The sequence below is a fragment of the Paenibacillus sp. EZ-K15 genome (genome assembly GCF_002573715.1).
GTDB lineage: Bacteria > Bacillota > Bacilli > Paenibacillales > Paenibacillaceae > Paenibacillus_AQ.
In genome coordinates this window covers 270,852-293,144 of record NZ_PDHM01000021.1, presented here as the reverse complement: position 1 = coordinate 293,144, position 22,293 = coordinate 270,852, and the positions used below count along the sequence as shown (strand labels likewise).

The 22,293-nt window shown below is 49.1% G+C and carries 20 protein-coding genes; 12 read left to right on the top strand and 8 right to left on the bottom strand.

The window, feature by feature from the left end:
• Positions 1–313: 313 nt before the first annotated feature.
• The 4 genes from CRG97_RS25385 to CRG97_RS25375 all read left to right on the top strand — a co-directional run bounded on the left by CRG97_RS25385 (position 314) and on the right by CRG97_RS25375 (position 5,144).
• Positions 314–2,305, top strand: coding sequence for a serine hydrolase domain-containing protein (locus CRG97_RS25385; RefSeq protein ID WP_098748458.1), 1,992 nt, complete (start codon positions 314–316; stop codon positions 2,303–2,305).
• 69 nt (positions 2,306–2,374) lie between these two features.
• Positions 2,375–2,575, top strand: a complete 201-nt coding sequence (locus CRG97_RS33035; protein WP_153047513.1) for a hypothetical protein — start codon at positions 2,375–2,377, stop codon at positions 2,573–2,575.
• A gap of 106 nt (positions 2,576–2,681) precedes the next feature.
• Positions 2,682–4,043 (top strand): SMI1/KNR4 family protein, encoded by a 1,362-nt coding sequence (locus CRG97_RS25380; protein WP_098748457.1) that lies wholly within the window; start codon positions 2,682–2,684, stop codon positions 4,041–4,043.
• Positions 4,044–4,118: 75 nt separating this feature from the next.
• The gene (locus CRG97_RS25375; protein WP_098748456.1) at positions 4,119–5,144 is read left to right on the top strand and encodes a leucine-rich repeat domain-containing protein; all 1,026 of its coding nucleotides are present in this window, start codon (positions 4,119–4,121) and stop codon (positions 5,142–5,144) included.
• A gap of 151 nt (positions 5,145–5,295) precedes the next feature.
• On the opposite strand, the gene CRG97_RS25370 is transcribed toward CRG97_RS25375, so the two are convergent.
• From CRG97_RS25370 to CRG97_RS25350, 5 genes are all read right to left on the bottom strand, one after another.
• Complete coding sequence (locus tag CRG97_RS25370) at positions 5,296–6,015, bottom strand: SDR family NAD(P)-dependent oxidoreductase (protein WP_098748455.1); 720 nt, start codon at positions 6,013–6,015, stop codon at positions 5,296–5,298.
• Between the two features lie 85 nt (positions 6,016–6,100).
• The gene (locus CRG97_RS25365; RefSeq protein WP_098748454.1) at positions 6,101–6,937 is read right to left on the bottom strand and encodes a sulfurtransferase; all 837 of its coding nucleotides are present in this window, start codon (positions 6,935–6,937) and stop codon (positions 6,101–6,103) included.
• A 169-nt stretch (positions 6,938–7,106) separates the two neighbouring features.
• Positions 7,107–9,317 carry an acyltransferase family protein gene (locus CRG97_RS25360; RefSeq protein ID WP_098748453.1) on the bottom strand — a complete coding sequence of 737 codons (2,211 nt, stop codon included), beginning with the start codon at positions 9,315–9,317 and terminating at the stop codon, positions 7,107–7,109.
• Between the two features lie 456 nt (positions 9,318–9,773).
• Entirely contained in the window at positions 9,774–10,934 is a 1,161-nt protein-coding gene (gene yhbH, locus CRG97_RS25355; protein WP_098748452.1) for a sporulation protein YhbH, read from the bottom strand.
• A gap of 167 nt (positions 10,935–11,101) precedes the next feature.
• Positions 11,102–11,524 carry a hypothetical protein gene (locus tag CRG97_RS25350; protein WP_076324378.1) on the bottom strand — a complete coding sequence of 141 codons (423 nt, stop codon included), beginning with the start codon at positions 11,522–11,524 and terminating at the stop codon, positions 11,102–11,104.
• A gap of 211 nt (positions 11,525–11,735) precedes the next feature.
• On the opposite strand from CRG97_RS25350, the gene CRG97_RS25345 reads away from it, so the two are divergent.
• Positions 11,736–12,116: a DUF423 domain-containing protein gene (locus tag CRG97_RS25345; RefSeq protein ID WP_098748451.1), complete on the top strand. Its 381-nt coding sequence runs from the start codon at positions 11,736–11,738 to the stop codon at positions 12,114–12,116.
• Positions 12,117–12,201: 85 nt separating this feature from the next.
• Here the strand turns inward: CRG97_RS25345 and CRG97_RS25340 are convergent, their stop codons facing one another.
• Entirely contained in the window at positions 12,202–12,750 is a 549-nt protein-coding gene (locus CRG97_RS25340) for a hypothetical protein (RefSeq protein WP_237566579.1), read from the bottom strand.
• A 232-nt stretch (positions 12,751–12,982) separates the two neighbouring features.
• Here CRG97_RS25340 and CRG97_RS25335 point away from each other — a divergent pair, with 232 nt between their 5' ends.
• Positions 12,983–13,285 (top strand): YunC family protein, encoded by a 303-nt coding sequence (locus CRG97_RS25335; protein WP_098748449.1) that lies wholly within the window; start codon positions 12,983–12,985, stop codon positions 13,283–13,285.
• 174 nt (positions 13,286–13,459) lie between these two features.
• Here CRG97_RS25335 and mtnA read toward each other — a convergent pair whose 3' ends face one another.
• Both mtnA and mtnK read right to left on the bottom strand, forming a co-directional pair.
• Positions 13,460–14,539 carry an S-methyl-5-thioribose-1-phosphate isomerase gene (gene mtnA, locus CRG97_RS25330; protein WP_098748448.1) on the bottom strand — a complete coding sequence of 360 codons (1,080 nt, stop codon included), beginning with the start codon at positions 14,537–14,539 and terminating at the stop codon, positions 13,460–13,462.
• Positions 14,536–15,759 carry an S-methyl-5-thioribose kinase gene (gene mtnK / locus CRG97_RS25325; protein WP_098748447.1) on the bottom strand — a complete coding sequence of 408 codons (1,224 nt, stop codon included), beginning with the start codon at positions 15,757–15,759 and terminating at the stop codon, positions 14,536–14,538. The genes mtnA and mtnK overlap by 4 nt, the downstream gene beginning before the upstream one ends.
• 307 nt (positions 15,760–16,066) lie before the next feature.
• On the opposite strand from mtnK, the gene CRG97_RS25320 reads away from it, so the two are divergent.
• The 6 genes from CRG97_RS25320 (at position 16,067) to sufB (ending at position 22,154) form a co-directional block, all read left to right on the top strand.
• Positions 16,067–16,543: a Dps family protein gene (locus tag CRG97_RS25320; protein ID WP_076324372.1), complete on the top strand. Its 477-nt coding sequence runs from the start codon at positions 16,067–16,069 to the stop codon at positions 16,541–16,543.
• Between the two features lie 444 nt (positions 16,544–16,987).
• Positions 16,988–17,770, top strand: coding sequence for a Fe-S cluster assembly ATPase SufC (gene sufC, locus CRG97_RS25315; protein WP_076324371.1), 783 nt, complete (start codon positions 16,988–16,990; stop codon positions 17,768–17,770).
• Between the two features lie 22 nt (positions 17,771–17,792).
• A complete protein-coding gene (sufD, locus tag CRG97_RS25310; RefSeq protein ID WP_098748446.1) occupies positions 17,793–19,097 on the top strand; it encodes a Fe-S cluster assembly protein SufD in 1,305 nt (434 codons plus the stop codon).
• Positions 19,094–20,314, top strand: coding sequence for a cysteine desulfurase (locus CRG97_RS25305; protein ID WP_098748445.1), 1,221 nt, complete (start codon positions 19,094–19,096; stop codon positions 20,312–20,314). Before sufD ends, CRG97_RS25305 begins: the two co-directional genes overlap by 4 nt.
• Positions 20,304–20,723: a Fe-S cluster assembly sulfur transfer protein SufU gene (sufU, locus tag CRG97_RS25300; protein ID WP_098748444.1), complete on the top strand. Its 420-nt coding sequence runs from the start codon at positions 20,304–20,306 to the stop codon at positions 20,721–20,723. Before CRG97_RS25305 ends, sufU begins: the two co-directional genes overlap by 11 nt.
• Positions 20,724–20,756: 33 nt before the next feature.
• Positions 20,757–22,154, top strand: coding sequence for a Fe-S cluster assembly protein SufB (gene sufB, locus CRG97_RS25295; RefSeq protein WP_076324367.1), 1,398 nt, complete (start codon positions 20,757–20,759; stop codon positions 22,152–22,154).
• Positions 22,155–22,293: the final 139 nt, after the last annotated feature.

Here is a 22,293-nt window from a genome sequence, read left to right as displayed (position 1 = left end):
GATTAAACTGAAGTCGGAGGTTCAAAAAATACTGTGTGAAAATTCGAGTCTAATGGTTTATTTTAACACCTGTGAGCTCTTCCCCAGTTTTAGGAATGCATCTTTCACTTGAACGACCATTTCATCCAAATTCTTGATACTTGTTGAGCAATCTTTTATGGTCATAAATCCTAGTGCCTAATTGTCATATGACATTTTGAAGTGTCTTGGCATTGTGGGTGACGAAATGACACTTGTTGATATGACAAGCCTTTTGCCATACTCGGTTCAGCCAGTTGTTATGAGGCAAATACATTTTGAGGAGAGACCATGTATGAAAAAAAAGACTCGCACCATCGCGGTTCTGCTATTATCCGCTATGGCAACGACCGCATGTATCCCAGCTAGCAGCTCGACAGCTAGCGCAACAATGGCCACACCCATTGCATCTGTAAGTTCTAGCTTGGAGGGGCCCCGCGATGCCAAGGAGCTAGAAGCATTTGCAGATAGCGTTTTTGCGGACGTGATGAAGAAGTATAACACAGTCGGTTCTAATTTTGCGGTCGTGGGCGATGGGAAAGTGTTACTAAGCAAAGGTTACGGTTATGCTGACAAAGAAAAGAAGATTCCCGTTGATAAAGACACCGTTTTCCAGATCGGCTCTGTTACCAAGACATTCACGGCCTTGGCGGCTATGCAGATGGTCGATAAGGGGAAAATCGATTTACGAGGCGACATTCAAAAGTACTTAGGAGGAGTGAAGATTCCGAATAAAACGGGGAAAAAGCTGACCATGTATGATCTGCTTACCTATGCAACCGGATTTGAATCACCCGATATCTCTTCGTATTATTCACCGGAATATGTTAACAAAAACTTTCCAATAAAGGATTTTGTCAAATCACATATGTCAGCGGTTGTGAGGCCTCCGGGAGAAGCATACGTTTATGACAATTTTGGGTTTTTGCTAGCGGGGTATGCGGTAGAGAACGTCTCGGGAATGCCCTATTCGAAGTATATGGAGAAAAACATTTTCAACCCGTTAGGCATGACCTCAACGAATGTACGGTTTACGCCCGAACTATTAGGCAGAATGGCTGCTCACTATGGACCGAAGGGTGAAAAGATCCCCATGGATGGAACTATGCCTACAGAAAAACCTGAAGGTGGTATCATCTCAACAGCAGATGACATGGCAAAGTATCTCTTAATGCATCTGAACAAAGGAAAGTATGATGGCAAAGAAATTGTGAGCCAAAAAAGCATAGAGCAAATGCACACATACCAGTTTTTTGCTGATAAAACGATTCCTCTTACAACAATCGGGTTCGAAGGCTACTTCAATGAGAAGATGAATGGTCAACATGTGATTCTAAAAGGAGGGAATGTTACAGGGCATTCATCCCTGATTGTTATTCTGCCTGAGAAAAATGTAGCCTTGTATATGTCCAACAATGACGACAACCCCTATGTGAGCATTGACGTGTATGAAGCGTTTATGAATCACTATTATCCAAGAAAGACAGAAGTTTCAAAGCCAACCTATTCGGCAATCAGTGAGCAGCAAGCCAAAGCGTATGTCGGATTATATAAAAACACGCGTATGGAGGCCTCAAGGACTATGGTTTCTTATTCGAACGGGAAATTAGTTACGGAAACAGCTTCAGGCAAGCATACGCTGAAAATGATCCACCCTTTATTGTTCGAAGATGAATCAGGTACTAAAATGACGTTTAAGAAAAACGCAGCTGGCCATATTGCATATATGTATTCTACGGGTCTACCAGACTTAGTTGCATTTTCAGAAAAAGTTAACGTTGATTCACCTTTCTCTGATGTACCTGCGAATAGTAAGTATAAATCATATATTAACAATCTCAAGGCTTTGAAAGTCATGAACGGGAAGTCTTCCCATACCTTTGATCCAAAAGGAACGATGACTCAAAGTGAATTCTCAGAAGTGCTACTTCGCGCCCATGGGTGGCATAAACAGCCTTACATGATTGAACTCAATAAGAAGCAGATGAAAGCCGGACTGCCTAATTATCAGCCTAATTCTCCGATCACTAGACAAATGGCGGCGGTGATGATCCAAAACCTGAAACAGGTAGAGCCTAGAACGAAGGTTAAACTGAGTGGCACAACGGATGCCTGGGCAGTTGAAGCCATCAAAGCGCTTATATCCCAAGGGATCATGGACCCGGATACCAAGGTTAAATCTGATGGCTCCGTGAACTTCCGTTCAAAAGAACTTTTGAAACGTCAAGAGGCTAGTGCCTTATTGGATCAAGCATTTAATTACTATACTTTACCGATTAGTCACTAATTTACCCGACTCATGAACCCCCAGTCAAATTGAAGGGTTTATACAGTAAGAATCAAGCGGCTGCCGTTATTGCCGTATCCGTTGGCATTCTACACCGAACGATCTCAAGTTATCCTGGAGCGAAATTTCATTGCAAACCAGGGGCTCCAGTATCGACACCGGACCGCTCCTGATCTCGGCTGGTCTGTTTGGAACTGGAGCAGCATGATGAGGCCTTCCAGGGAAGCGAAGAAGTATCTTGACTATTATCTGGGTCGAATCAAAGGGTAGAACGTGGATGCGGACAGCTTCATGTCGATGGCTGTCTGAAAAAGCCTGGACGGTCATTGCCGGGACGCAAACGACTGATTATATGGATATCTAAGGAGTGAACAGAATGTATGGCGAGCAGGTGCTGCGAGTTCGTGAAAAGCTGAAACAGGCGGCTGCCGCAGATCCGAACTGTCAGGTATTCGGTGCGCGTATGCACCAATACCGGTTGAATGAGCCGTTGAGTCAGGCAGAGCTTGTGCAGTTTGAGCAGCAGCATGGCGTTAAGCTTCCGGATGCGTACAGGGTTTTTCTTACTGAGATTGGAAATGGAGGAGCAGGTCCCTATTACGGCATTCATCCGCTTGGGAAGAAGCAGGTGATTGGGCTGGAACGGATTCATGGACCCTCGGTGCTCCGAGCAAGGGAGGATCAAGCGGCTGGAAAGATGACGAAACTTTGTCTCGATAATGATATAGACGATGAGGCGTACGATGAGGCTATGGCTGAGTGGTGCCAGGGCCTGCTGAATATCGGAGAACAGGGGTGCGGCTATGAGACGATGCTGATCGTTACCGGAGAATACCGCGGAAAAGTTGTGTATCTTGATCTAGATCAATACCAATCCTTTTTTACATATGAGGAGCATTTTCTGGATTGGTATGAACGCTGGCTGGATGAGACCATAGCTGGTTATGAGAGCGCCTGGTTTGGGCTGCGAAGAGGAGGGGATGACCAGGCCTTGATGAAGCTGTACCATACTGTACGGGATGAATATACCCGGTACGAGGCTTTGGAAGGCATGCTTAAACTGCCTTCCATTGCACCGGAAACCGCAGATTTTCTAGTCGATCAATATGAGAGGGGCCCGGGGAATATTCCAAACCTGGCTTTGCAAGTACTGGCCAAAATGGATTTTGACCGTGCCGATCCGCTCATCCGGAGGACGCTGCATAGTCAGGACCCCGCGGCGCGACTGCTGGGCATGCAGCTGATCAAATGGTATATGCCGCAGGGGGAGAGGCGCTTTATGGACGAACTGCTCGCTCTGCTCCCGCAGGAGCTGAATGAGGAGGCATTCCGTCTCTGCAGTCAGCTTCTGTACGAGGCCGGGGTTGAGCCGCTACCGCTGCTCATTCCTTTTTTCAGGCACCCTAACCTGGAGTTTCGTATTCAGGCAGTTTATCTGGCAGGGAAATCGGCGGATAAGGCGAACTATGTATCAGAATTCATGCGGGCACTGGAGGACGAAGAGGTACGTGTCCAGCATGCCGCACTACAGGCACTTAGGGAGGTCACCGATCCCGGTTTGCTGGAAATCTATGAGCGAATGCTGCGCCAGCATAAGACTAACAAGGACTACATCCGCTCCAATATCAAGGTGCGCCTGGAGGAATTCGCCTTTGCCTCATTAGAGGAGATCGAAAGAGAGATTCCGGCAGACTGGACGCATGTGCGGGGCATGTTGAAGAAGATAGCGGGTCTTTAATGGTGGCATGAGGCTCAAATGGACTTTTTTCTTATAGAACTTTAATTTCCTTTCAAAGAAATGGAGGCGAACGAAATGAGCGAGCCGTGGGCTGCATCGATGAGCGGGGTCCCCTGGAGCACGGACAAAATGGACAGTGCCGTTAAACAGCTGAGGAACCGTGCAACCATTGGTTTTGTTGTTGGGGCAGACAAAGCAGAAGATCTGCTGAAGCTGGATAAACAGGTGTTCTCCAAGCGTCCGGACTTGATATTGCATATCTATCATGCCGAGCCGAAAGGTCGTTATACGGAGGAATTTTTGGAGACACTTTCAGGATTGAAGTTTGTCGCTGCTTTGCACCTGGATCTCAAACAGCAACAGGATTTGAACAGGCTGGGTGGGATGGATCGAATGGAGTTTCTTAAGATACGCTCGCCCAAAACGCAAGATCTCGACTTTATCCAGAATTACAAGTTTTTAAAATACCTTGAGCTCAGTGGCAAATTTGATGATCTATCTGCGATAGCGGACTGCATTCGGCTGGATACGCTGGTCCTGAACTGCGCGATCGACCAGCTGGATTTTGCCGTGGATTTGCCGCTGATGAAGTATCTGGCCATAGACAGCTGTATTTTGAACGGTTCGCTGGAAGTGCTGGCTAACTCCAATATAAGTATGCTAAGGCTCTCTGCCGTCCGAAACCTGACGAATATCGATGCCCTGGCGGTATTGGATCATTTGGCTTTCCTTCACTTGTCGCTGCCGAAAGTCGAGCGCCTGTGCGATTTCTCGCATATGCGAAATCTCCGGCAGCTTGAGCTGGATTACATGAAATCCTTGCAGGAGATCAGGAACTTGTGGACCGCCGACCGGTTGGAGGTTCTGATGTTAAAGGAGATTCCTACAAGGATCAAAGCGGAAGCCTTGGACGGCTTGGCGGATATGGATTGCCTGCGGCAGGTAGACTTCCGGTTTATCGATTCCGGCAAAGGCCGGATTGCCGCCATCCGCAAGCGAATGGCTGAAGCGGGCAAAGAGGATCTTCTCTACGAGAATATCGCCGAGGAGAAGCGGATACAATCGATGGCTCTTGAGCATCTATCAGGGAGACTGATGTAAGAGTGCAGATGCTATAAAATCGGCAAAAAGCCCGCTATGGTAGCGGGCTTTTTGCTGATTTTAATCTTTTTACACGTCCCAATCCACCGGGTTCCCCACATAACAAATCCAATCGCTCGAGCTGCCGGCGTACAGCTATCATATGGTATAGTTAGATATTCGTATCCATTAGCGCCGGAATATTGATTTCTTTGACACAGGCTGCTTTAGACAAGCTGACCACACATTTTACTAAGGAAACTATATCCTGGAGCGGAATACGTGTCCCATTATAGGCAGAAAGGGCACGATCAACCCCTTCTTCATATGGAATTTCAGCAGCCAATTCACCAGGATTAATACATGTCACAGCAATACCATCTTCTCTCGTGTGCTCCCTAAGAGCCTCTGTAATTCCTCGAATAGCGAATTTTGAGGCAACAAAAGAAACTTGACTGCTGTTCGCATTATTCAGGCCTGCTGTCGAACCAATAAGGATAATTTTTCCTGCATTAGATTTACGAAGATGAGGCAATAACGCTTGAATACATACAATTGCAGCAGTAATATTCACTTGTATAAGATTACTGATGTCAGCAGGCTCATCGTGATCGAAGGTATAATGATTCTCAAAACCTTCTTTTTCCCAAATTCCTACATTATATATGAGAACATCCAATGTTTCGTTCTGCAGCTTATCCTTAATCAGTGTCGATGAATGGAACTCAGACAAATCCGCTGGTATCCATTCCCGTTCAATGCCATCCTCTAAATCCAAACTTTCAGGCTTGCTGCGAGCAACCACCCAAACTTTATCTCCTCGCTGAGGTACACCCCTAACAAAAGCATCTCCCAATCCCTTACTAGCACCAAACACAATATATGTTTTCATCTACATTCTCCTTATTACATCGCCCAAGGCATACAAGCTTAATGGCGATGTAATCATCATTCATATCATGTTCACGTCTTAGCTCCTATTCCTCTCCAGTCGCCACCGGATTCTCCTCGTAGCTGATCCAATCGCTCCAGCTCCCTGCGTATAGCTTCACGTTGCCGTAACCGGCTTCCTCCAGGGCAAGCACGTTCGGACAAGCGGTGACGCCGGAGCCACAGTATACGATAATCTCGGCATCTTGCGGGATATTGGTAAAATGCTCGCGAAGCGCGCCTGCATCCTTCCAATGTCCAGAGGTGTCCATGACCCCTTTCCAGAAGTAGTTCACCGCCCCCGGAATATGTCCGGCCTTGGTGTCCAAAGGCTCCTCGACTCCAGCATATCTGCGGGGCTCACGGGAATCGATAATCGTTTGGGTACCCTGCACCGACGCCTCGCGTACCTCATCTACGAGGACCAGTTTATCGGGCTTAAGCTTGATTTCATATGGTACCGGAATCACGATCGGTTGTTCATCCGTTAACGGATACGAAGCGTCCTTCCAAGCCGTAAAGCCTTCATCCATCACATAAGCCTGTTCATGCCCGATGTATTTCAGCAGCCACCATAGACGGCTGGCCATGGCTCCGCCCTGGTCGTCATAGATGACGACGCGGCTGCTCTCCTGAATACCGGACTGGCCGAGACGCTGTGCAAGCTGATCCAGGGCCGGTAGAGGATGGCGTCCGCCATGTTGGGTGATAGGGGAGGAGAGGTCCTTCTCCAAGTCAAGGTAAACGGCACGCGGAATATGCGATTCCTCGTAAGCGGCCCGGCCGCTTTCCGGCTTGCCGAGGGCAAAACGGCAGTCAACGATGACCAGATCGGGTTCATAGAGTCTCGCCAGCAGCCATTTCATTGTCACGATATTGTTCATATACCAGGACACCGCCTTCTATTAAGAAATAATGAGATTAAGTAACCGAATTATATCATATTGCTGCTTCCGATTACGTATATAACTAAAAAGTCGACCTGTCTCACAGAAGGATGAGATCAGGTCGACGATATGAGAATGAATGATGGCAAGAATCAGGATAAACGCTTTATTTCTTGATAGCTTGAAGCAGTATGGACGTGTAGGCCTCGGCACCTTCTGGCTCCAGATGGACGCCGTCAGACCGGAAGTATTCCGGATGATCCTTACTGGCTGAATACCAATCTACCAGCGTAACCTTCGGGTTCTGGGCAGCCGCTTTTGCCAGCATGCCGTTTACGTTCTGTTCCCAATCACGTGGAACCCGTGTATTGATAAGCAGAATTTGCTTAGCCGAATCCAGCGGACGCAGAAGAGAATCCAGATCCTTTTTCGAGAACGCCCCGTTGGTTCCTAGCCCGATGACGATAATGCCGCCATCTATCCGGTTCTGGGCTTTCATAACGGGAATCAGGTCATCGGCCTGACGCATTTGGCGGCCTATCACCGCATCGATGTGAATGCCAGGCAGCGATTTCTCCAGATAAGGGGAGACCCCGAGCATGACCGAATCTCCAATGGCCGTGATGGCGGACTTGGATACCGGAGGATTTTGAGGCTCATTCGTTGGCTTCGTAGGATTGCTCTTTCCGCCTGTCGTTTCGCCTGCCGAGTCCTTGGATTGAGCTGGCTTATCAGTCTTATCCTCACCAGGTTTACCAGCTTTATCTTCGTTCGGTTGATCCGGGATTGTTTTCCCGGAATCAGCCTTATCGGAGCTTCCGTTCCCTGCGTCGGTTGGCTCATCTTTATTGTCAACGTCATTTCCAACAGGATGATCCGGCTCTTCGTTCCCGCCAGCACCGTCATTGCCAGACCCTGTTGCTCCATCTGGAATCCGCAGTTGATCCGCTTCTTCATCGGAGTTTGGCTTCTTCACAACACCAGGCTGCTTCGCGTCGGTAGGCGGCGGGGTTACGTTCCCGTTCGTGTCTGCAGGAAGCGGCGATTGTCCTTGTGGTGGCTCCATCGCTCCGGGCTCTCCACCTTCAGTCTGGTCCGGTTCTTCCGGGGCAGGGTCATCGAGGTTTAGCATGGCGGCGATATCGCCCACCGTTCTCGCAGAGGATACACTGCTCATCATCCCCGAGCAAAAAACGCCGATTAGAATTAGCGAGCTTATCGACACGATCCAGCCTCTTAACGAAATCGAAGTCGAACGGCGCCGAATGGATCGGGCCTTAAACCATAATTTCTTCAGTCCGCCATGTCGTATCGGTTCTTCAACATACTTCCAGGATAGGGCCGCCAGCAGAACGCTTGCCGCAATTTGCAGTGCAACCTGAGGCAAACTCAGATCGCCTGCTCCGGATGCAGGTGAGGTCAGGATCATCACCGGGTAATGCCATAAGTAAATCCCATAGGATCGAACGCCGATCCATAACAGGGGTTTCCAGCTTAACAAGCGGCTGATCGAAGCTCCTGGGTGCGCCAACACCGCAACGAGGACGGCGGCGGCAAGAGAGAAGAGGAACATGCCTCCTTGATACAGGAACGAATCGTAACGGTCCACCTGCCACATCATGGAGAGTATGATAAGCATTGCCACGGCGCCTGTCACATTGAGTCTGCGCCGGGTAGCCCTTGAAACAGGGGTGGACAGCTTCCAACTGGGCCATACGACAGCCAGCCCAGCTCCGATGAGCAGACCAAACGCTCGGGTATCCGTTCCATAATAGACCCGGCTAGGATCATCTCCCGGCTGATAGATCATCGCCATGGCCAAAGCCGAAATCGCGGCTCCGGCAGCAATGAAAATAAACAGCTGTCCCCTGCGGGGGAATAGCTTGAGAACCGCTAACATGATCAAAGGCCACAGTATGTAGAACTGCTCTTCCACAGCAAGCGACCAGAAATGCCCCAGTGGAGAAGGTGGGCCAAATGATTCGAAATAAGATTGCTGCTGAAAAATAAACTGCCAGTTGCTTATGTATGTAACGGCGCCGAGCACCTCACTCCGGAGCGTAGCCAGTCGCGATCGGTCAAACAGCGTAACCCATACCACAAGGATGAACAGCATGAGCAGCATGGCCGGCAGGAGCCGCCGGAACCTTCGTATCCAGAAATCTTTCAGATCGATCCGGCGCTGGTGATGCCATTGCGATGCGAGAATATCTGTAATGAGATACCCGGACAGTACAAAGAATAAACTTACTCCGAGAAAACCACCGCCTGCAAAACCAAAACTCCAGTGGTATCCCATCACTCCGATCAAGGCGAGGGCTCTAAGCCCATCGAGACCGGGCATGTAGCGTGAACGTGGCTTATCTGATGCTGGCACGGGAGATCGCTCCTTTCGAAGGATCTGCGCTTATGCCGCCCTGTAACAGCCGCTGCGATAATATGTAGGACATATTCTCAAACGTCTGGGTGCTGAATAGTGAATGTGTCATTTGGAACATGGTAAACCTTCCCTTTCCTTTATAGGAGGATATTTTAAATTAAGGAGACGCATATCGAATCCTGTAATATCCTGCAACAAGATGTCATAGCTAATACTATCATTCCTGGAAAATCAGAAGGTGACAAAAAAGTGAAGCTACGGCTACATTAAGATGTCAATAATAAAACAGATTTTTCATTCGAAAGGAAAAGTCTGCAGACTCCGTTGTCCATGCTTCGGTAACGATCTGTTAGCCGTATCGCAGTAGGCCATAAGAAAGAGGAGGTCCCCGCCTCCTCAGATATCTGGATGAACATGCATCCATGATTTTCCTTTTATAAATTTTTATATGGATTAAATGGCGGCTCCTTGCCGTTTACGAAAAAAGGTTTTGAGTGCCTCGTACACTTCCCCTTTGTCTTTGATGACATGGTACATGAATTGGTCCAGCTTGATATTCTTATAGGCCGACATCAGCGTGCTGCTGCGATTGTATTGATTGACCTCACCGTAACCGAACATGTTGCTTATCTTCAGCAGCTCGCCGATGAGTTTGACGCAGCGTTCATTATCGGACGTGAGATTATCGCCGTCGGAGAAGTGGAAGGGATAAATGTTGTATTGGGAAGGGGGATAACGGTGATGGATAATATCAAGCGCCTTCTGATAAGCGGATGAACATATGGTTCCGCCGCTTTCACCTCGCGTGAAGAACTCTTCCTCGGTCACTTCTTTTGCTTCGGTATGGTGGGCGATAAACACGATTTCTACTTTCTCGTACTGTTTGCGGAGGAAACGGGTCATCCAGAAGAAAAAGCTGCGCGCGCAGTATTTCTCAAAGGAGCCCATGGACCCGGACGTATCCATCATGGCGATAATAACCGCATTGGACTCCGGAATGACGGTATCGTCCCAAGTCTTGTAGCGCAGGTCGTCCGGACTGATGCCGTGGATGCCGGGTTTGCCGTCTCTGGCATTGCGGCGCAAATTCTCCAGGATGGTGCGCTTCTTGTCAATGTTGGACATGATGCCCTTTTTGCGGATGTCGTTGAAAACGATGGATTCTGTCTCGATCTGCTCTTTATCCTTAGGCTGCAGCAGCGGGAGCTCCAGTTCCTCAAACAGCATGTTCTCCAGTTCTTCCAGGCTGACCTCGGTTTCCACGATGTCCTGCCCTGCCTGATCGCCGGCCGATTCCCCCTTACCGGGCTGGGCTGACGAAGGGTCGCGTCCAAGGACGTCCCCAACCTGACTGTCACCGTCGCCCTGACCGACATGCTTTTGCTTTTGGTAGTTATAGATGAAACGGTATTCGTCAAGGCTTCGGATCGGAACTTTAATGATCTGCTTTCCGTCGGACAGAATAATGTTTTCCTCGGTAATAAGGTCGGGCAGGTTGCGTTTGATGACTTCACGGATTTTATGCTGATGACGTACCTGATCCTGGTAGCCTTTGCGGTGCAGCGACCAGTCTTCACGGGATACGACAAACGACAGAGCGTCTTCATTTTGCATGGACAGTCACCTCCCAAGTGTAGCCTTGACTCGGTTGCCGTCTTTTCGGCTGTAGTAATTCATTATATTCGGGAGAAAGAGCGATATGTGAGTAATGAATCCGGGTTTGTCATGAAAAAGACACTTAACCTGAGATGAATCAGGCAAGTGTCTCGAAGTGGTGCTCCTTAAGCACTTAATACGAATAGGAAAAGAGCTCCGATGGTGATAATGACTACGCCATTCACGATGGTTGCGATGACGGCGACGACACGCTTGCGCGTTTTGGAGAAGCAGCCTACAATGCCAAGCACCAAGCCGACGATATTGATGACCATGACGAGGATGAACACGGCCGCCAGCGTGGTCATCGCTTCCAGCGTTTCCTGAGTCGGCTCAAGAATCGGTCCATTCTCCGTCATGTAAGGCTCAATCATCGTTGTGCCGAGTGCGCCGAGTAGAATATACCCGAGCAGCGTCACGATCGACAGTATGAATGAGGCGATGCCGAAGCGAGAGTTTTTTCTGTCCTCGGGTGGAATAAATGTGGTTTTAGGTCGTTTGGGTGAACCTTGGTCCTCGGATGGGGAGGAAGGTGATTGTTGATCCATGTGTTTAATCGCTCCTAACTTAAGAATTCATTCTCTAATAGGTACATGTGGGTCTTCAATAAAAAGACATCCTTATTAATCTTTCACAAAATGGCCCTGAAATCAAGTCCAAAGCGCTTGCATGCCGGTGGAAAAGCTTCATCGAATCCGTTAAACTTAATTTGATTACATAAGGACACGGGTGTCCACTGACAAAAGGGGTTGAAAAGGCATGAGTCGTAGATTCATTGCATGGGGTTCGATCCTGATGGCATTGTCTGTCGCTATCGGGGCATTCGGTGCCCATATGCTGAAGGATAAGATTACGCCGGACGAACTTGCCATTTATGAGACCGGAGTTCATTATCATATGATTCACGGACTTGCGGTGCTGATTGCGGGGATTGTGGCGAAGGTTCTGGGCGAATCCCGGAAGCTGTTCTGGGCAGGGGCTTTATTCATCGCGGGAACCGTCATATTTTCCGGAAGTCTCTACGTGTTAAGTATATCCGGCATCAAGTGGCTTGGGGCGATCACGCCGATCGGCGGTGTCTCCTTTATCGTGGGTTGGCTGATGCTGATGTCTTCGGCGCTCTCCCGAAAAAATGCTTGATGTTAAAAAAACGGCTTCACCGATCCCTTCTTATGGGGCGGCGAAGCCGTTTTTTTAAAATGGATTCCGTTGATGTGATACCAACTCAGCTGACGCTGAACTCGTCAATTTCATTGAGCTTGAAGGTATACACCTGTTTCTCATCGACATGATAAACGTTGACCAGGAAATTGCTTTCATCATAGTTGAGAATCCGGCAGGGCAGACTTGTCTGCTTACCGTGGCGGTTGGTTGTCAGGCGAACAAGGCGATTGTCCTTACTGTATACTTTAATCCATTCGAAAGGATCACTTCCGGTGAGTGGAGTTTGGACAGGGGGTACGCTTGCAGCGATCTTTTTTTCCGGCGAGGATGTCGCAGGTGGCACAGGTGGCGCAGGTTTCTCTTTCTGAGAAGCGGCAGAAGCCATCTTCCCGGAGGCTTTGCTAATAACGGAATCTTTCTTGGCTTGAACCAAGGTGTTGATAATTTCTCCAAGTTCCATTCCGGATTTAACCCGGAAATCGACGACTTCAGCCTTGTCGTTCAGCATTTCTAGCAAATATTGCAAAGCCAGTGCGTTGGAGGAACTCTTGACCAGAATATCAACGTTGAATAAAAAGCCGTTATCATCGGTGACAGGAATTGTGTTCATAGCTTTTATCATTCACCAGCTTTCACATGTTTTCTACTGAATCAAATATACCATAAATTTCGAATATTAATAGTCCTAATGTCATGTGTATTTCATCTTTATTCTATTGACTTACGAGTCATTCGCACCATATACGTAGGTTGGAATGCATAATATCAGAGACATTCGCACCATGTCGGTTCCAAAAGAATAAACATAATTCTAAGCCGACGTGAGGGGAGGTTTGTTGATATTGGTGACTTTACTGCCGATCGATATTGAAGGACATACTGTTATGGGCGTCGAGGTACAGCTTCCGAAAACAACGCTGCTGGCCGTATACACTTCCCGCGGCTATATTATGTGCGGTGCACTCGATGTGGGCCTCCTTAACGAAAAGCTTGCGGACCGCAAGATTATCGCAGGAAGAGCCGTAGGGGTTCGCACATTGGAGCAGCTGCTGGAGGCGCCGCTGGAATCGGTAACCCTGGAGGCGGAGAAGTGGGGCATTCATCCTGGCTTGGCTGGCAAGGATGCGATCCTGCGCATGTTATGAGTCATATATGGCTTACGTTACAAGAGTGATTCCCGTGCGGATCGCTCTTTTTTTAGAGATAAGAAAGTATCAACTTTAAATGCACTAACATGCAAACCGCAAAAAAAAACGGACAATACGGCTGGAGGGCCGTTTGTCCGTTTTATGATGCCATAAAACATTCGGATACAGCGGCTATTCGAACAAGCTTTTTAAGCTCTCATGATAAGGAGCCTGCACGACGCCTTTTTCCGTAATGATTGCTGTCACATACTCATTCGGCGTAATGTCGAAGGCAGGGTTGTACACTTTTACGCCTTGCGGCGCTGTGCGCTTGCCGAAACCTTCCGTGATCTCTTCCGCTGGCCGCTCCTCAATCGGAATATCGGCGCCTGTCTTCGTATTCAGATCAATCGTCGACAGCGGGCACGCCACGTAGAAAGGAATGCCGTGAGCTTTAGCAAGGACCGCTACTCCATACGTTCCGATCTTATTGGCGACATCGCCGTTTGCGGCAACGCGATCCGTACCGACGATCACCGCTTGTATCCAGCCTTTGGACATGACCATGGCGGCCATGTTATCCGCCAGCAGTGTCACGTCGATCCCCGCCTGCTGGAGTTCAAAAGCAGTTAAACGCGCGCCTTGCAGGACAGGTCTTGTCTCATCCGCGAACACCTTGATGTTCATCCCTTGCTCATGAGCGAGATACATCGGTGCCAGTGCGGTCCCGTACTTGGCAGTCGCCAGTCCGCCCGCGTTGCAGTGGGTAAGCACACCCATACCCTCTTTGAAGAACGGCAGCGCGTTTTCGCCGATGCGGCGGCATACATCCTCGTCCTCGGCCCGAATGGCCTCGGCTTCGGCGAGCAGCGATGCATTCAGTCCGGCCGTATCCAGTTTCGATTCTGCCAGCTTCTCAGCCGCAAGCTTGATACGGTCCAGCGCCCAGAACAGATTGACGGCCGTCGGTCTGGAAGTGGCGAGATAAGCGCAAGTTTTTACGACTTGCTGCAGCCATCCCTCGTTATCGTTGGCTTCAACCTGCATGCCGCCAAGGACCGCGCCGAATGCTGCCGCGATGCCGATAGCCGGCGCGCCGCGGACTTTCATGGAGTGAATGCCTTCCCAGACTTCCTCCGGTGTGAAGAGCTGGAGATAGACAATCTCTTCCGGGAGTAATCGCTGGTCCAGTAGGACCAGATGGTCTCCCCCCCAATAAACCGAGCTTAGCGGTTCATAGGTGCTGGCATTGCCGGTAGTCATACCGCTCATATCGATACCTCATTTCCTGTAGTTGCTTGTGTGATCAAAGTTAAAATGTCCTCAAAGGACTTGATGCTGCGATGATGACGCACGAGATTTTTGCCGATAGCAAGCGCTTTGCGCTGCGCAGCTTCTCTGGCTTTATCATCGGCTATGGTGTCAATGTCCGCAACATGGGACAATCCGACGATGCGCCGGATCATTTTGCAGCCTGCGAATCCTGCGGTGTCCTTCAAAATCTGTGATACATAATGGTCCTGATAACCTGGTGTCCGGGACATTTCGTCCAAGAGATCATCGTTCCACAGCATGCGGAAGTTGTTCTCGAAGTGGGTCCACACGTCGCTTGCCATCTCGAGGAGTTTGGCTTCCCGGGCAGTCATCGTATGCTCGTCCTGACACCAGCCCGGCTGCGCCGCATAGTTGAGCAGCAGATTGCCGATGACCGCACCGATATCGAATCCCATCGGGCCGAAATAAGCGAATTCCGGGTCGATGACCTTGGTCGATTCCGGCGTGACGAAGATGCTGCCTGTATGCAGATCCCCGTGCAGCAGGGCCTGTGCGTGAGTCAGAAACTTCTCCCGCAGCAGCGCGACTTCAAAGTGAAGCGGCAGGTCGGCACGGAGGGCTTCGGCTTCATCGGCGATGCTCTGCGCATAATTGTTATTGGTGGATTCGCGGTATGGATCTTCGAAGATTAAATCTTCGGTAATTTTGCATAAATCCGGATTGACAAAGCGGCCGGCAAGTTCCTTCTTCTTCTGTTGGTTCATCCCGAGATCCGACGTGTAGAACAGGGTTCTGGCCATGAAGCGGCCAATATGCTCTGCGAACTTCGGATAGGCATTGCCTTCGATCAGGCCTTTGCGCATGATGGTATACTCGCTCAGGTCTTCCATTACCGTGTAGGCGAGCTCATCCGAATAACCGTATACTTTGGGCACGAGGTCGGGGCAAATGGAGTACTCTGTCTCCAGCGCCAGACGTTCGATGCGGGCCCGGTCGAGAGACAGCGGCCAGGATTCGCCTACAACTTTTGCATAAGGAACAGCTTGCTTGATAATGATACTATCAGTTGTATTTTTGGCGGTGACATGAAACACCAGATTGAGATTGCCGTCGCCGATTTCGCGGCATTCGAGCTGGGCATGGTCCGGGAACCGGCCCGGTATACTTTTAGCTAATTGTATAGCTTCTTCCGCGTTCAGCGGATGATATGCAGACATGGATGGTCACCCCCAAATATAATAGAAGAAAACAAAGCCAACTTTTTTGCTTGGTATTACCTAGTATAACGTTTTTTCGCGAATTTTGTATAATTTTTTGGCAAGACGAAAGGTTTGCGAAATTGATTCGCTTTGTAGTCCTAAGGGTAAACTATAAATAGACGCCCCAGCACAGGATGTACTCATATATTAAGGAAGGAATGGCATTAGCAGATGGTACCAGTTACAATGGGTATACACCGCTCTGCCGAATGTTCCTTTGACGCAGTACAGGGTGCATTTCATATAGAAAAGGAAGGGATTAACCATGGCAAAAACTACATCTGGCAAAGCTGCAGGAAAAACGAAGAACGCAAGTCTGGAGCAATTGTTGAATCAGCAGGTTGCGAACTTCAACGTGCTCTATGTCAAACTCCACAATTATCACTGGTATGTAACCGGAGAGCAATTCTACTCCCTTCATGTTAAATTCGAAGAACTGTATGACGAAGTTACACTTAAAATGGATGAGGTTGCGGAGCGCTTGCTCTCGATTAAAGGCAAACCTGCTGCAACGATGAAAGAATATTTGGAACTTGCGACAGTCCAGGAGGCTTCGGGCAACGAGGATACCCGCGGCATGGTACAAGCTTTGATTGAGGACTTTGCAACCGTATCTGAGGAGCTGGCGGAAGGTATCGAAATGGCTGAGGAAGCCGGAGATGCGCCAACAGCGGACATGTTCACCGGGTTTAAGGCTGATCTTGAGAAGCATATGTGGATGCTGCGTTCGTTCCTTGGATAAAGCGTGAATACAACAGAATGATGCCTATTCTTCCCTTGTATTTGCAAGAGCTAAGGTTCCCGGTTACTGTGCCGTGTGCCTTATCTCGTGATGTTGACCTGAGCACCGTCTGTCAACGCGCGATAAACGCCGGTGCCGGATGCCGTAATGATTCTCAGGAGCATTAGCAAATAGGAAGGGGAACAGGGCGAACGAAACAGGCTTGGCCGGTCTATCGGTCATGCCTGTTTTTTTAATTGTTACGGTTGTCTGAATGTTGTCTGTAAAACGCTTGTCCGGTTGAAATACGTCATATTTTATTATAAAATGGCTTGAGAATCATTGATAATCAGTTTAGAATGATTATAAATAAAGAATTATTTTTTGTTTTATGAAATCAGGGCGTCCAATCCTGTTATCATATAGGACAACAATACACTACCTATTCAACGGAGGGAATCTAATATGTCAACCAAGTTTGTCATTGAAGGATTGAAAGCAACAATCGAAGGCAAGGAGATCCTTAAAGGGATCAACCTTGAGATGAAGGGCGGAGAAGTTCATGCCATCATGGGACCAAACGGTACAGGCAAAAGTACTTTGGCTTCCGCGTTGATGGGGCATCCTAAATATGAAGTTACAGAAGGTAAAGTATTCCTTAACGATGAAGACGTGCTGGAGATGGAAGTTGACGAGCGCGCCCTCGCAGGTTTGTTCCTGGCCATGCAATATCCAAGCGAAATCGCCGGCGTTACGAACTCCGATTTCCTGCGCAGTTCCATCAACGCACGCCGCGGTGAAGGCAATGAGATTTCCCTGATCAAGTTCATTCGTCAAATGGAAGGCAAAATGAAGGAGCTCGAGATGAATCCTGAGTTCGCTCACCGTTACCTGAACGAAGGTTTCTCCGGTGGTGAGAAGAAACGTAACGAAATCCTGCAAATGATGATGCTGGATCCGAAAATCGTCGTGCTTGACGAAATCGACTCCGGTCTTGATATCGATGCTTTGAGAATTGTGGCGAACGGTGTAAATGCCATGAAATCCGAAGAACGCGGTTTCTTGATTATTACCCACTATCAACGTTTGCTTAACTATATCACTCCAGATTACGTTCACGTGATGATGCAAGGACGTATCGTAAAATCCGGCGGCCCTGAACTGGCACAGCGCCTGGAGGCAGAAGGTTATGACTGGATTAAGGAAGAGCTGGGCATTACTGATGAAACTGTAGGTCAAGACGCGTAAATAGACGGGAGGAGGAAACGATATGACTACACAAACCATTCTTCCGGTCAACGCTGAGGCTCTGAAGGCATTGTCCGAAAGTAAACAGGAACCGGCCTGGCTGACAGACAGCCGTTTGGCTTCCCTGGAACTGGCTGGCCAGTTGGAACTGCCCAAGCTGGAGAAACAACGCATCGAGCGCTGGAACATCCAAAGCTATGGTGAATATAAAGAGAGCAACAAACTTGCTTCCCTTGACGAATTGCCTGAACAGGTAGCCAAACTTGTCGAAGGTTCAAGAGAAGGCGGCTTGGTTATTCAACGCAACTCGGGAACCGTATATGTAAGCTTGGCTCCGGAACTTTCCGCCAAAGGCGTAATTTTCACCGATTTGGAAACAGCGGTTAAAGAACACGCGGATTTGGTTAAACCTTATCTGCATCAAGCGCTTAAGAATGACGAGCATTCGATGGGCGCTCTGCATGCTGCCGTATGGAACGGCGGGGTGTTCCTCTATGTTCCTAAGAATGTCGAGGTCGATGTACCTCTGCAGGCGGTGATGCTGACGGATGATGCCGAAGCAACATTTGCTCCGCATGTGCTGATCGTAGCTGAAGCGAACAGTCAGATCACTTATGTAGACAACTACGTATCGGATTCTCTGGCAGCACCGGTGACCCATAACGGAGCGGTGGAAGTATTCGCCAAAAACGGCGCAAAGGTGCGTTATGCTTCCGTTCACCAATTGGCTGGGGAAGTAACCGATGTTACATTCCGTCGTGCGATGCTGGACAATGACGCTTCGATCGAGTGGATCGTTGGTGAAATGAACAATGGCGATACAGCTAGCGATACCATGAGTATCCTAAAGGGCAACGGCTCGACATCCGATGCAAAAGTCATCGCGGTAGGTTCCGGATCCCAGAAGCTCAACTACACCACGCGAGCGAAGCATTATGGCAAGAGCTCCGAATCCCAGATGATTACCCGTGCGGTTATGCGCGAAGAGGCACAAGCCATCATCAACGGAATTACCAAGATCGAGAAGGGTGCAACGAAGGCGGACGGACAACAGACCGAGCGCGTGCTGATGCTCAGCCCGAAAGCTCGCGGCGACGCGAACCCGATTCTGTTGATTGACGAGGATGATGTAACAGCTGGACACGCAGCGTCCGTAGGACAAGTGAACCAGGAGCAAATTTACTACCTGATGTCCCGTGGTATTTCGCGTACCGTGGCAGAATCCTTGATTATATACGGCTTCCTGGCTCCGGTAGTCAGCGAAATTCCGCTTGAGGGACTTCGCGACCAACTGCAGGGGCTCGTTGAAAGGAAGCTGGGACAATGATCGCCTCTGTCCGTGAGCAATTTCCCATTCTTCATCAGGAGATCAACGGACATCCGCTGGTATATCTCGACAATGCCGCGACATCGCAAAAGCCGCAGGTGGTCATAGATGCTATCAAGCGGTACTACGAGTGGGAGAACTCCAATGTACACCGCGGGGTTCATACACTCGGCAGCCGTGCTACTGATGCTTATGAAGGAGCCAGGGAGAAGGTTGCCCGTTTTATTAATGCCGAGAGTTCGGAGCAAATTATTTTCACCCGCGGTACGACGACGGCCCTGAATCTGGTAGCTTCGTCCTACGCGCGCTCTGTGTGCGGTCCTGGGGATGAAATTGTCCTGACGGAAATGGAGCATCACAGTAATCTCATACCGTGGCAGCAGGCGGCTATCGCCGTTGGCGCTACGCTGAAATATATTCCTCTGCAGCCTGACGGCACGATCCGTGTCGAAGATGTAGAGGCACTCGTTACCGAACGGACCAAGGTTGTAGCCATCGCTTACGTATCCAACGTGATGGGCGTTGTACATCCCGTGAAACAAATGGCGGAAATCGCGCACCGCCACGGTGCCATCATTGTGGTGGACGGTGCGCAAAGCACACCGCATATGAAAGTGGACGTCCAGGACCTGGATTGCGATTTCTACGCTTTGTCCGGCCATAAGATGTGTGCTCCAACAGGTATCGGCGCATTATACGGCAAGAAGGCGCTGCTGGAATCAATGGAGCCGATCGAATTCGGCGGAGAAATGATCAATGATGTTGGATTGTACGAGTCGAACTGGAAGGAGCTCCCTTGGAAGTTTGAGGGAGGGACGCCTATCATTGCAGGGGCTGTCGGTTTGGGCGCTGCCATCGATTTCCTGGAGGAAATCGGAATGGATGCCATCGAGCAGCATGAATCGCAGCTTGCGGCTTACGCCATGAACCGCCTCTCCGAGATCGAAGGCATTTCCATTTACGGTCCCCGTGAGCGTAAAGTAGGCCTCGTTACATTTAACCTTGGCGACGTTCACCCGCATGACGTGGCAACCGTGCTGGATGCACAGGGGATTGCGATTCGTGCAGGACATCATTGCTGTCAACCGCTTATGCGTTGGTTAAAAGTATCCTCTACGGCACGCGCGAGCTTTTATCTGTATAATACAGAAGAGGACGTTGATCGATTAGTTAGCGCCTTAATCCAGACAAAGGAGTATTTTGGCGATGCAACTTGACGATTTGTACAGACGTGTCATCATGGATCATTATAAGAACCCCCGCAATCGCGGCAAGTTTGAAGACGATGCGGTAACCATCGATTTGAACAATCCGACTTGCGGAGATCGCATTTCCTTGCAGCTTAAGGTAGAGAACGGCGTAGTAGCCGATGCCAAATATACAGGGGAAGGCTGCTCCATCAGCATGTCTTCCGCTTCGATGATGACGGACGCTGTAAAAGGCAGAACGCTGGATGAAGCGATCAGTCTGGCGGATCGGTTCTCCTCCCTTATGAAAGGCGAGGCTGTAGATTTTGACGAGTACGAGGATATTGAAGCCCTATCCGGTGTTAACAAGTTTCCTGCACGCATTAAATGTGCAACCCTTGCGTGGAACGCACTCCGAAAAGGAATAGACGCGAAGTAAGTGAATCAATAGATCGATAGGGAGGTAAGTTAAATGGCTAAAAAGGCACCAGAAATTGGAGAGTATAAATATGGTTTCCGTGATGAGCACAAAGCTATTTTTCAAACCGGCAAAGGTTTGACGCGTGAAGTCGTAACGGAAATTTCCAAAATCAAGAACGAGCCGGAATGGATGCTGGAATTTCGTTTGAAATCACTGGAGCAGTTCGAGAAAATGCCAATGCCTCGCTGGGGCGGCGATCTCGACGAGCTGGATTTCAACGATATCCAGTACTATGTAAGACCTTCCGACAAGCAAGGCAAGACTTGGGAGGAAGTTCCTACCGAGATCAAGGAAACCTTTGATAAATTGGGTATTCCGGAAGCAGAGCAGAAGTTCCTTGCGGGTGTATCCGCACAGTACGAATCTGAAGTTGTTTACCATAACATGCAAAAGGATCTTGAGGATCAAGGCGTTATCTTCATGGATACCGATACAGCTCTCAGAGAGCATCCTGAGATCTTGAGAGAGTACTTTGCAACAGTAGTGCCTCCAACGGATAACAAATTCGCTGCGCTGAACAGTGCCGTATGGTCTGGCGGAAGCTTCATCTATGTTCCAAAAGGCGTGAAATGTGAAATTCCGCTGCAAGCGTATTTCCGGATCAACTCCGAGAACATGGGCCAATTCGAACGTACGCTGATCATTGCGGACGAAGACAGCTTCGTGCACTACGTAGAAGGATGTACAGCGCCAATCTACAGCACGAACTCGCTTCACAGTGCGGTGGTCGAGATCATCTGTAAAAAGAATGCGCGCGTTCGTTATACAACCATTCAGAACTGGGCGCCGAACATCTACAACCTCGTGACCAAGCGTGCCGTTGCTGAAGAGAATGCAACGATGGAATGGGTGGACGGCAACATCGGTTCCAAGCTGACAATGAAGTATCCTGCCGTTATCCTGAAGGGTCGCGGTGCAAAAGGGATGGTATTGTCCATCGCTGTAGCAGGCAAAGGCCAGCATCAGGATGCAGGAGCCAAAATGATTCACTTGGCACCGGACACGACTTCTACGATCGTATCCAAGTCCATTAGTAAGCATGGCGGTAAAGTAACGTACCGTGGACTGGCTTCCTTCGGTCGCAATGCAGAAGGCGCGAAAGCCAACATCCAGTGTGATACACTCATCCTCGATAATGAATCGACGTCTGATACGATTCCTTATAACGAGATCAAGAATGACAACATTACGCTAGAGCATGAAGCGACCGTATCCAAGGTGTCCGAGGAACAATTGTTCTACCTCATGAGTCGTGGCCTTAGCGAGTCTGAAGCTACGCAAATGATCGTTATGGGCTTCATCGAGCCATTCACCAAAGAACTTCCGATGGAGTATGCCGTTGAGATGAATCGACTCATCAAGTTCGAAATGGAAGGCAGTATCGGCTAATGACATAAAACCCTTGTTGCAGCAAGGTTTTTATGGTGGTATGGAATCGTCAAAAATTAGGTTGTGCCGATTTTGTACCGACAGTTTTATCTTTTAGTGTAGGAGGCGAACTTTTTAAGTTCGTCTTCTTCAATTTTTT

Bases quoted from the DNA above. Each gene is read 5' to 3' on its own strand.
- yhbH (WP_098748452.1), bottom strand. From the start codon at position 10,934: ATGCAAAATGAAGACGCTCTGTCGTTTGTCGTATCCCGTGAAGACTGG.
- CRG97_RS25380 (WP_098748457.1), top strand. From the start codon at position 2,682: ATGTATGGCGAGCAGGTGCTGCGAGTTCGTGAAAAGCTGAAACAGGCG.
- CRG97_RS25340 (WP_237566579.1), bottom strand. From the start codon at position 12,750: ATGAACACAATTCCTGTCACCGATGATAACGGCTTTTTATTCAACGTT.
- mtnK (WP_098748447.1), bottom strand. From the start codon at position 15,759: ATGTCTGCATATCATCCGCTGAACGCGGAAGAAGCTATACAATTAGCT.
- CRG97_RS25345 (WP_098748451.1), top strand. From the start codon at position 11,736: ATGAGTCGTAGATTCATTGCATGGGGTTCGATCCTGATGGCATTGTCT.
- mtnA (WP_098748448.1), bottom strand. From the start codon at position 14,539: ATGAGCGGTATGACTACCGGCAATGCCAGCACCTATGAACCGCTAAGC.
- CRG97_RS25370 (WP_098748455.1), bottom strand. From the start codon at position 6,015: ATGAAAACATATATTGTGTTTGGTGCTAGTAAGGGATTGGGAGATGCT.
- CRG97_RS25365 (WP_098748454.1), bottom strand. From the start codon at position 6,937: ATGAACAATATCGTGACAATGAAATGGCTGCTGGCGAGACTCTATGAA.
- sufC (WP_076324371.1), top strand. From the start codon at position 16,988: ATGTCAACCAAGTTTGTCATTGAAGGATTGAAAGCAACAATCGAAGGC.
- sufU (WP_098748444.1), top strand. From the start codon at position 20,304: ATGCAACTTGACGATTTGTACAGACGTGTCATCATGGATCATTATAAG.
- sufD (WP_098748446.1), top strand. From the start codon at position 17,793: ATGACTACACAAACCATTCTTCCGGTCAACGCTGAGGCTCTGAAGGCA.
- CRG97_RS25385 (WP_098748458.1), top strand. From the start codon at position 314: ATGAAAAAAAAGACTCGCACCATCGCGGTTCTGCTATTATCCGCTATG.
- sufB (WP_076324367.1), top strand. From the start codon at position 20,757: ATGGCTAAAAAGGCACCAGAAATTGGAGAGTATAAATATGGTTTCCGT.
- CRG97_RS25350 (WP_076324378.1), bottom strand. From the start codon at position 11,524: ATGGATCAACAATCACCTTCCTCCCCATCCGAGGACCAAGGTTCACCC.
- CRG97_RS25375 (WP_098748456.1), top strand. From the start codon at position 4,119: ATGAGCGAGCCGTGGGCTGCATCGATGAGCGGGGTCCCCTGGAGCACG.
- CRG97_RS25320 (WP_076324372.1), top strand. From the start codon at position 16,067: ATGGCAAAAACTACATCTGGCAAAGCTGCAGGAAAAACGAAGAACGCA.
- CRG97_RS25305 (WP_098748445.1), top strand. From the start codon at position 19,094: ATGATCGCCTCTGTCCGTGAGCAATTTCCCATTCTTCATCAGGAGATC.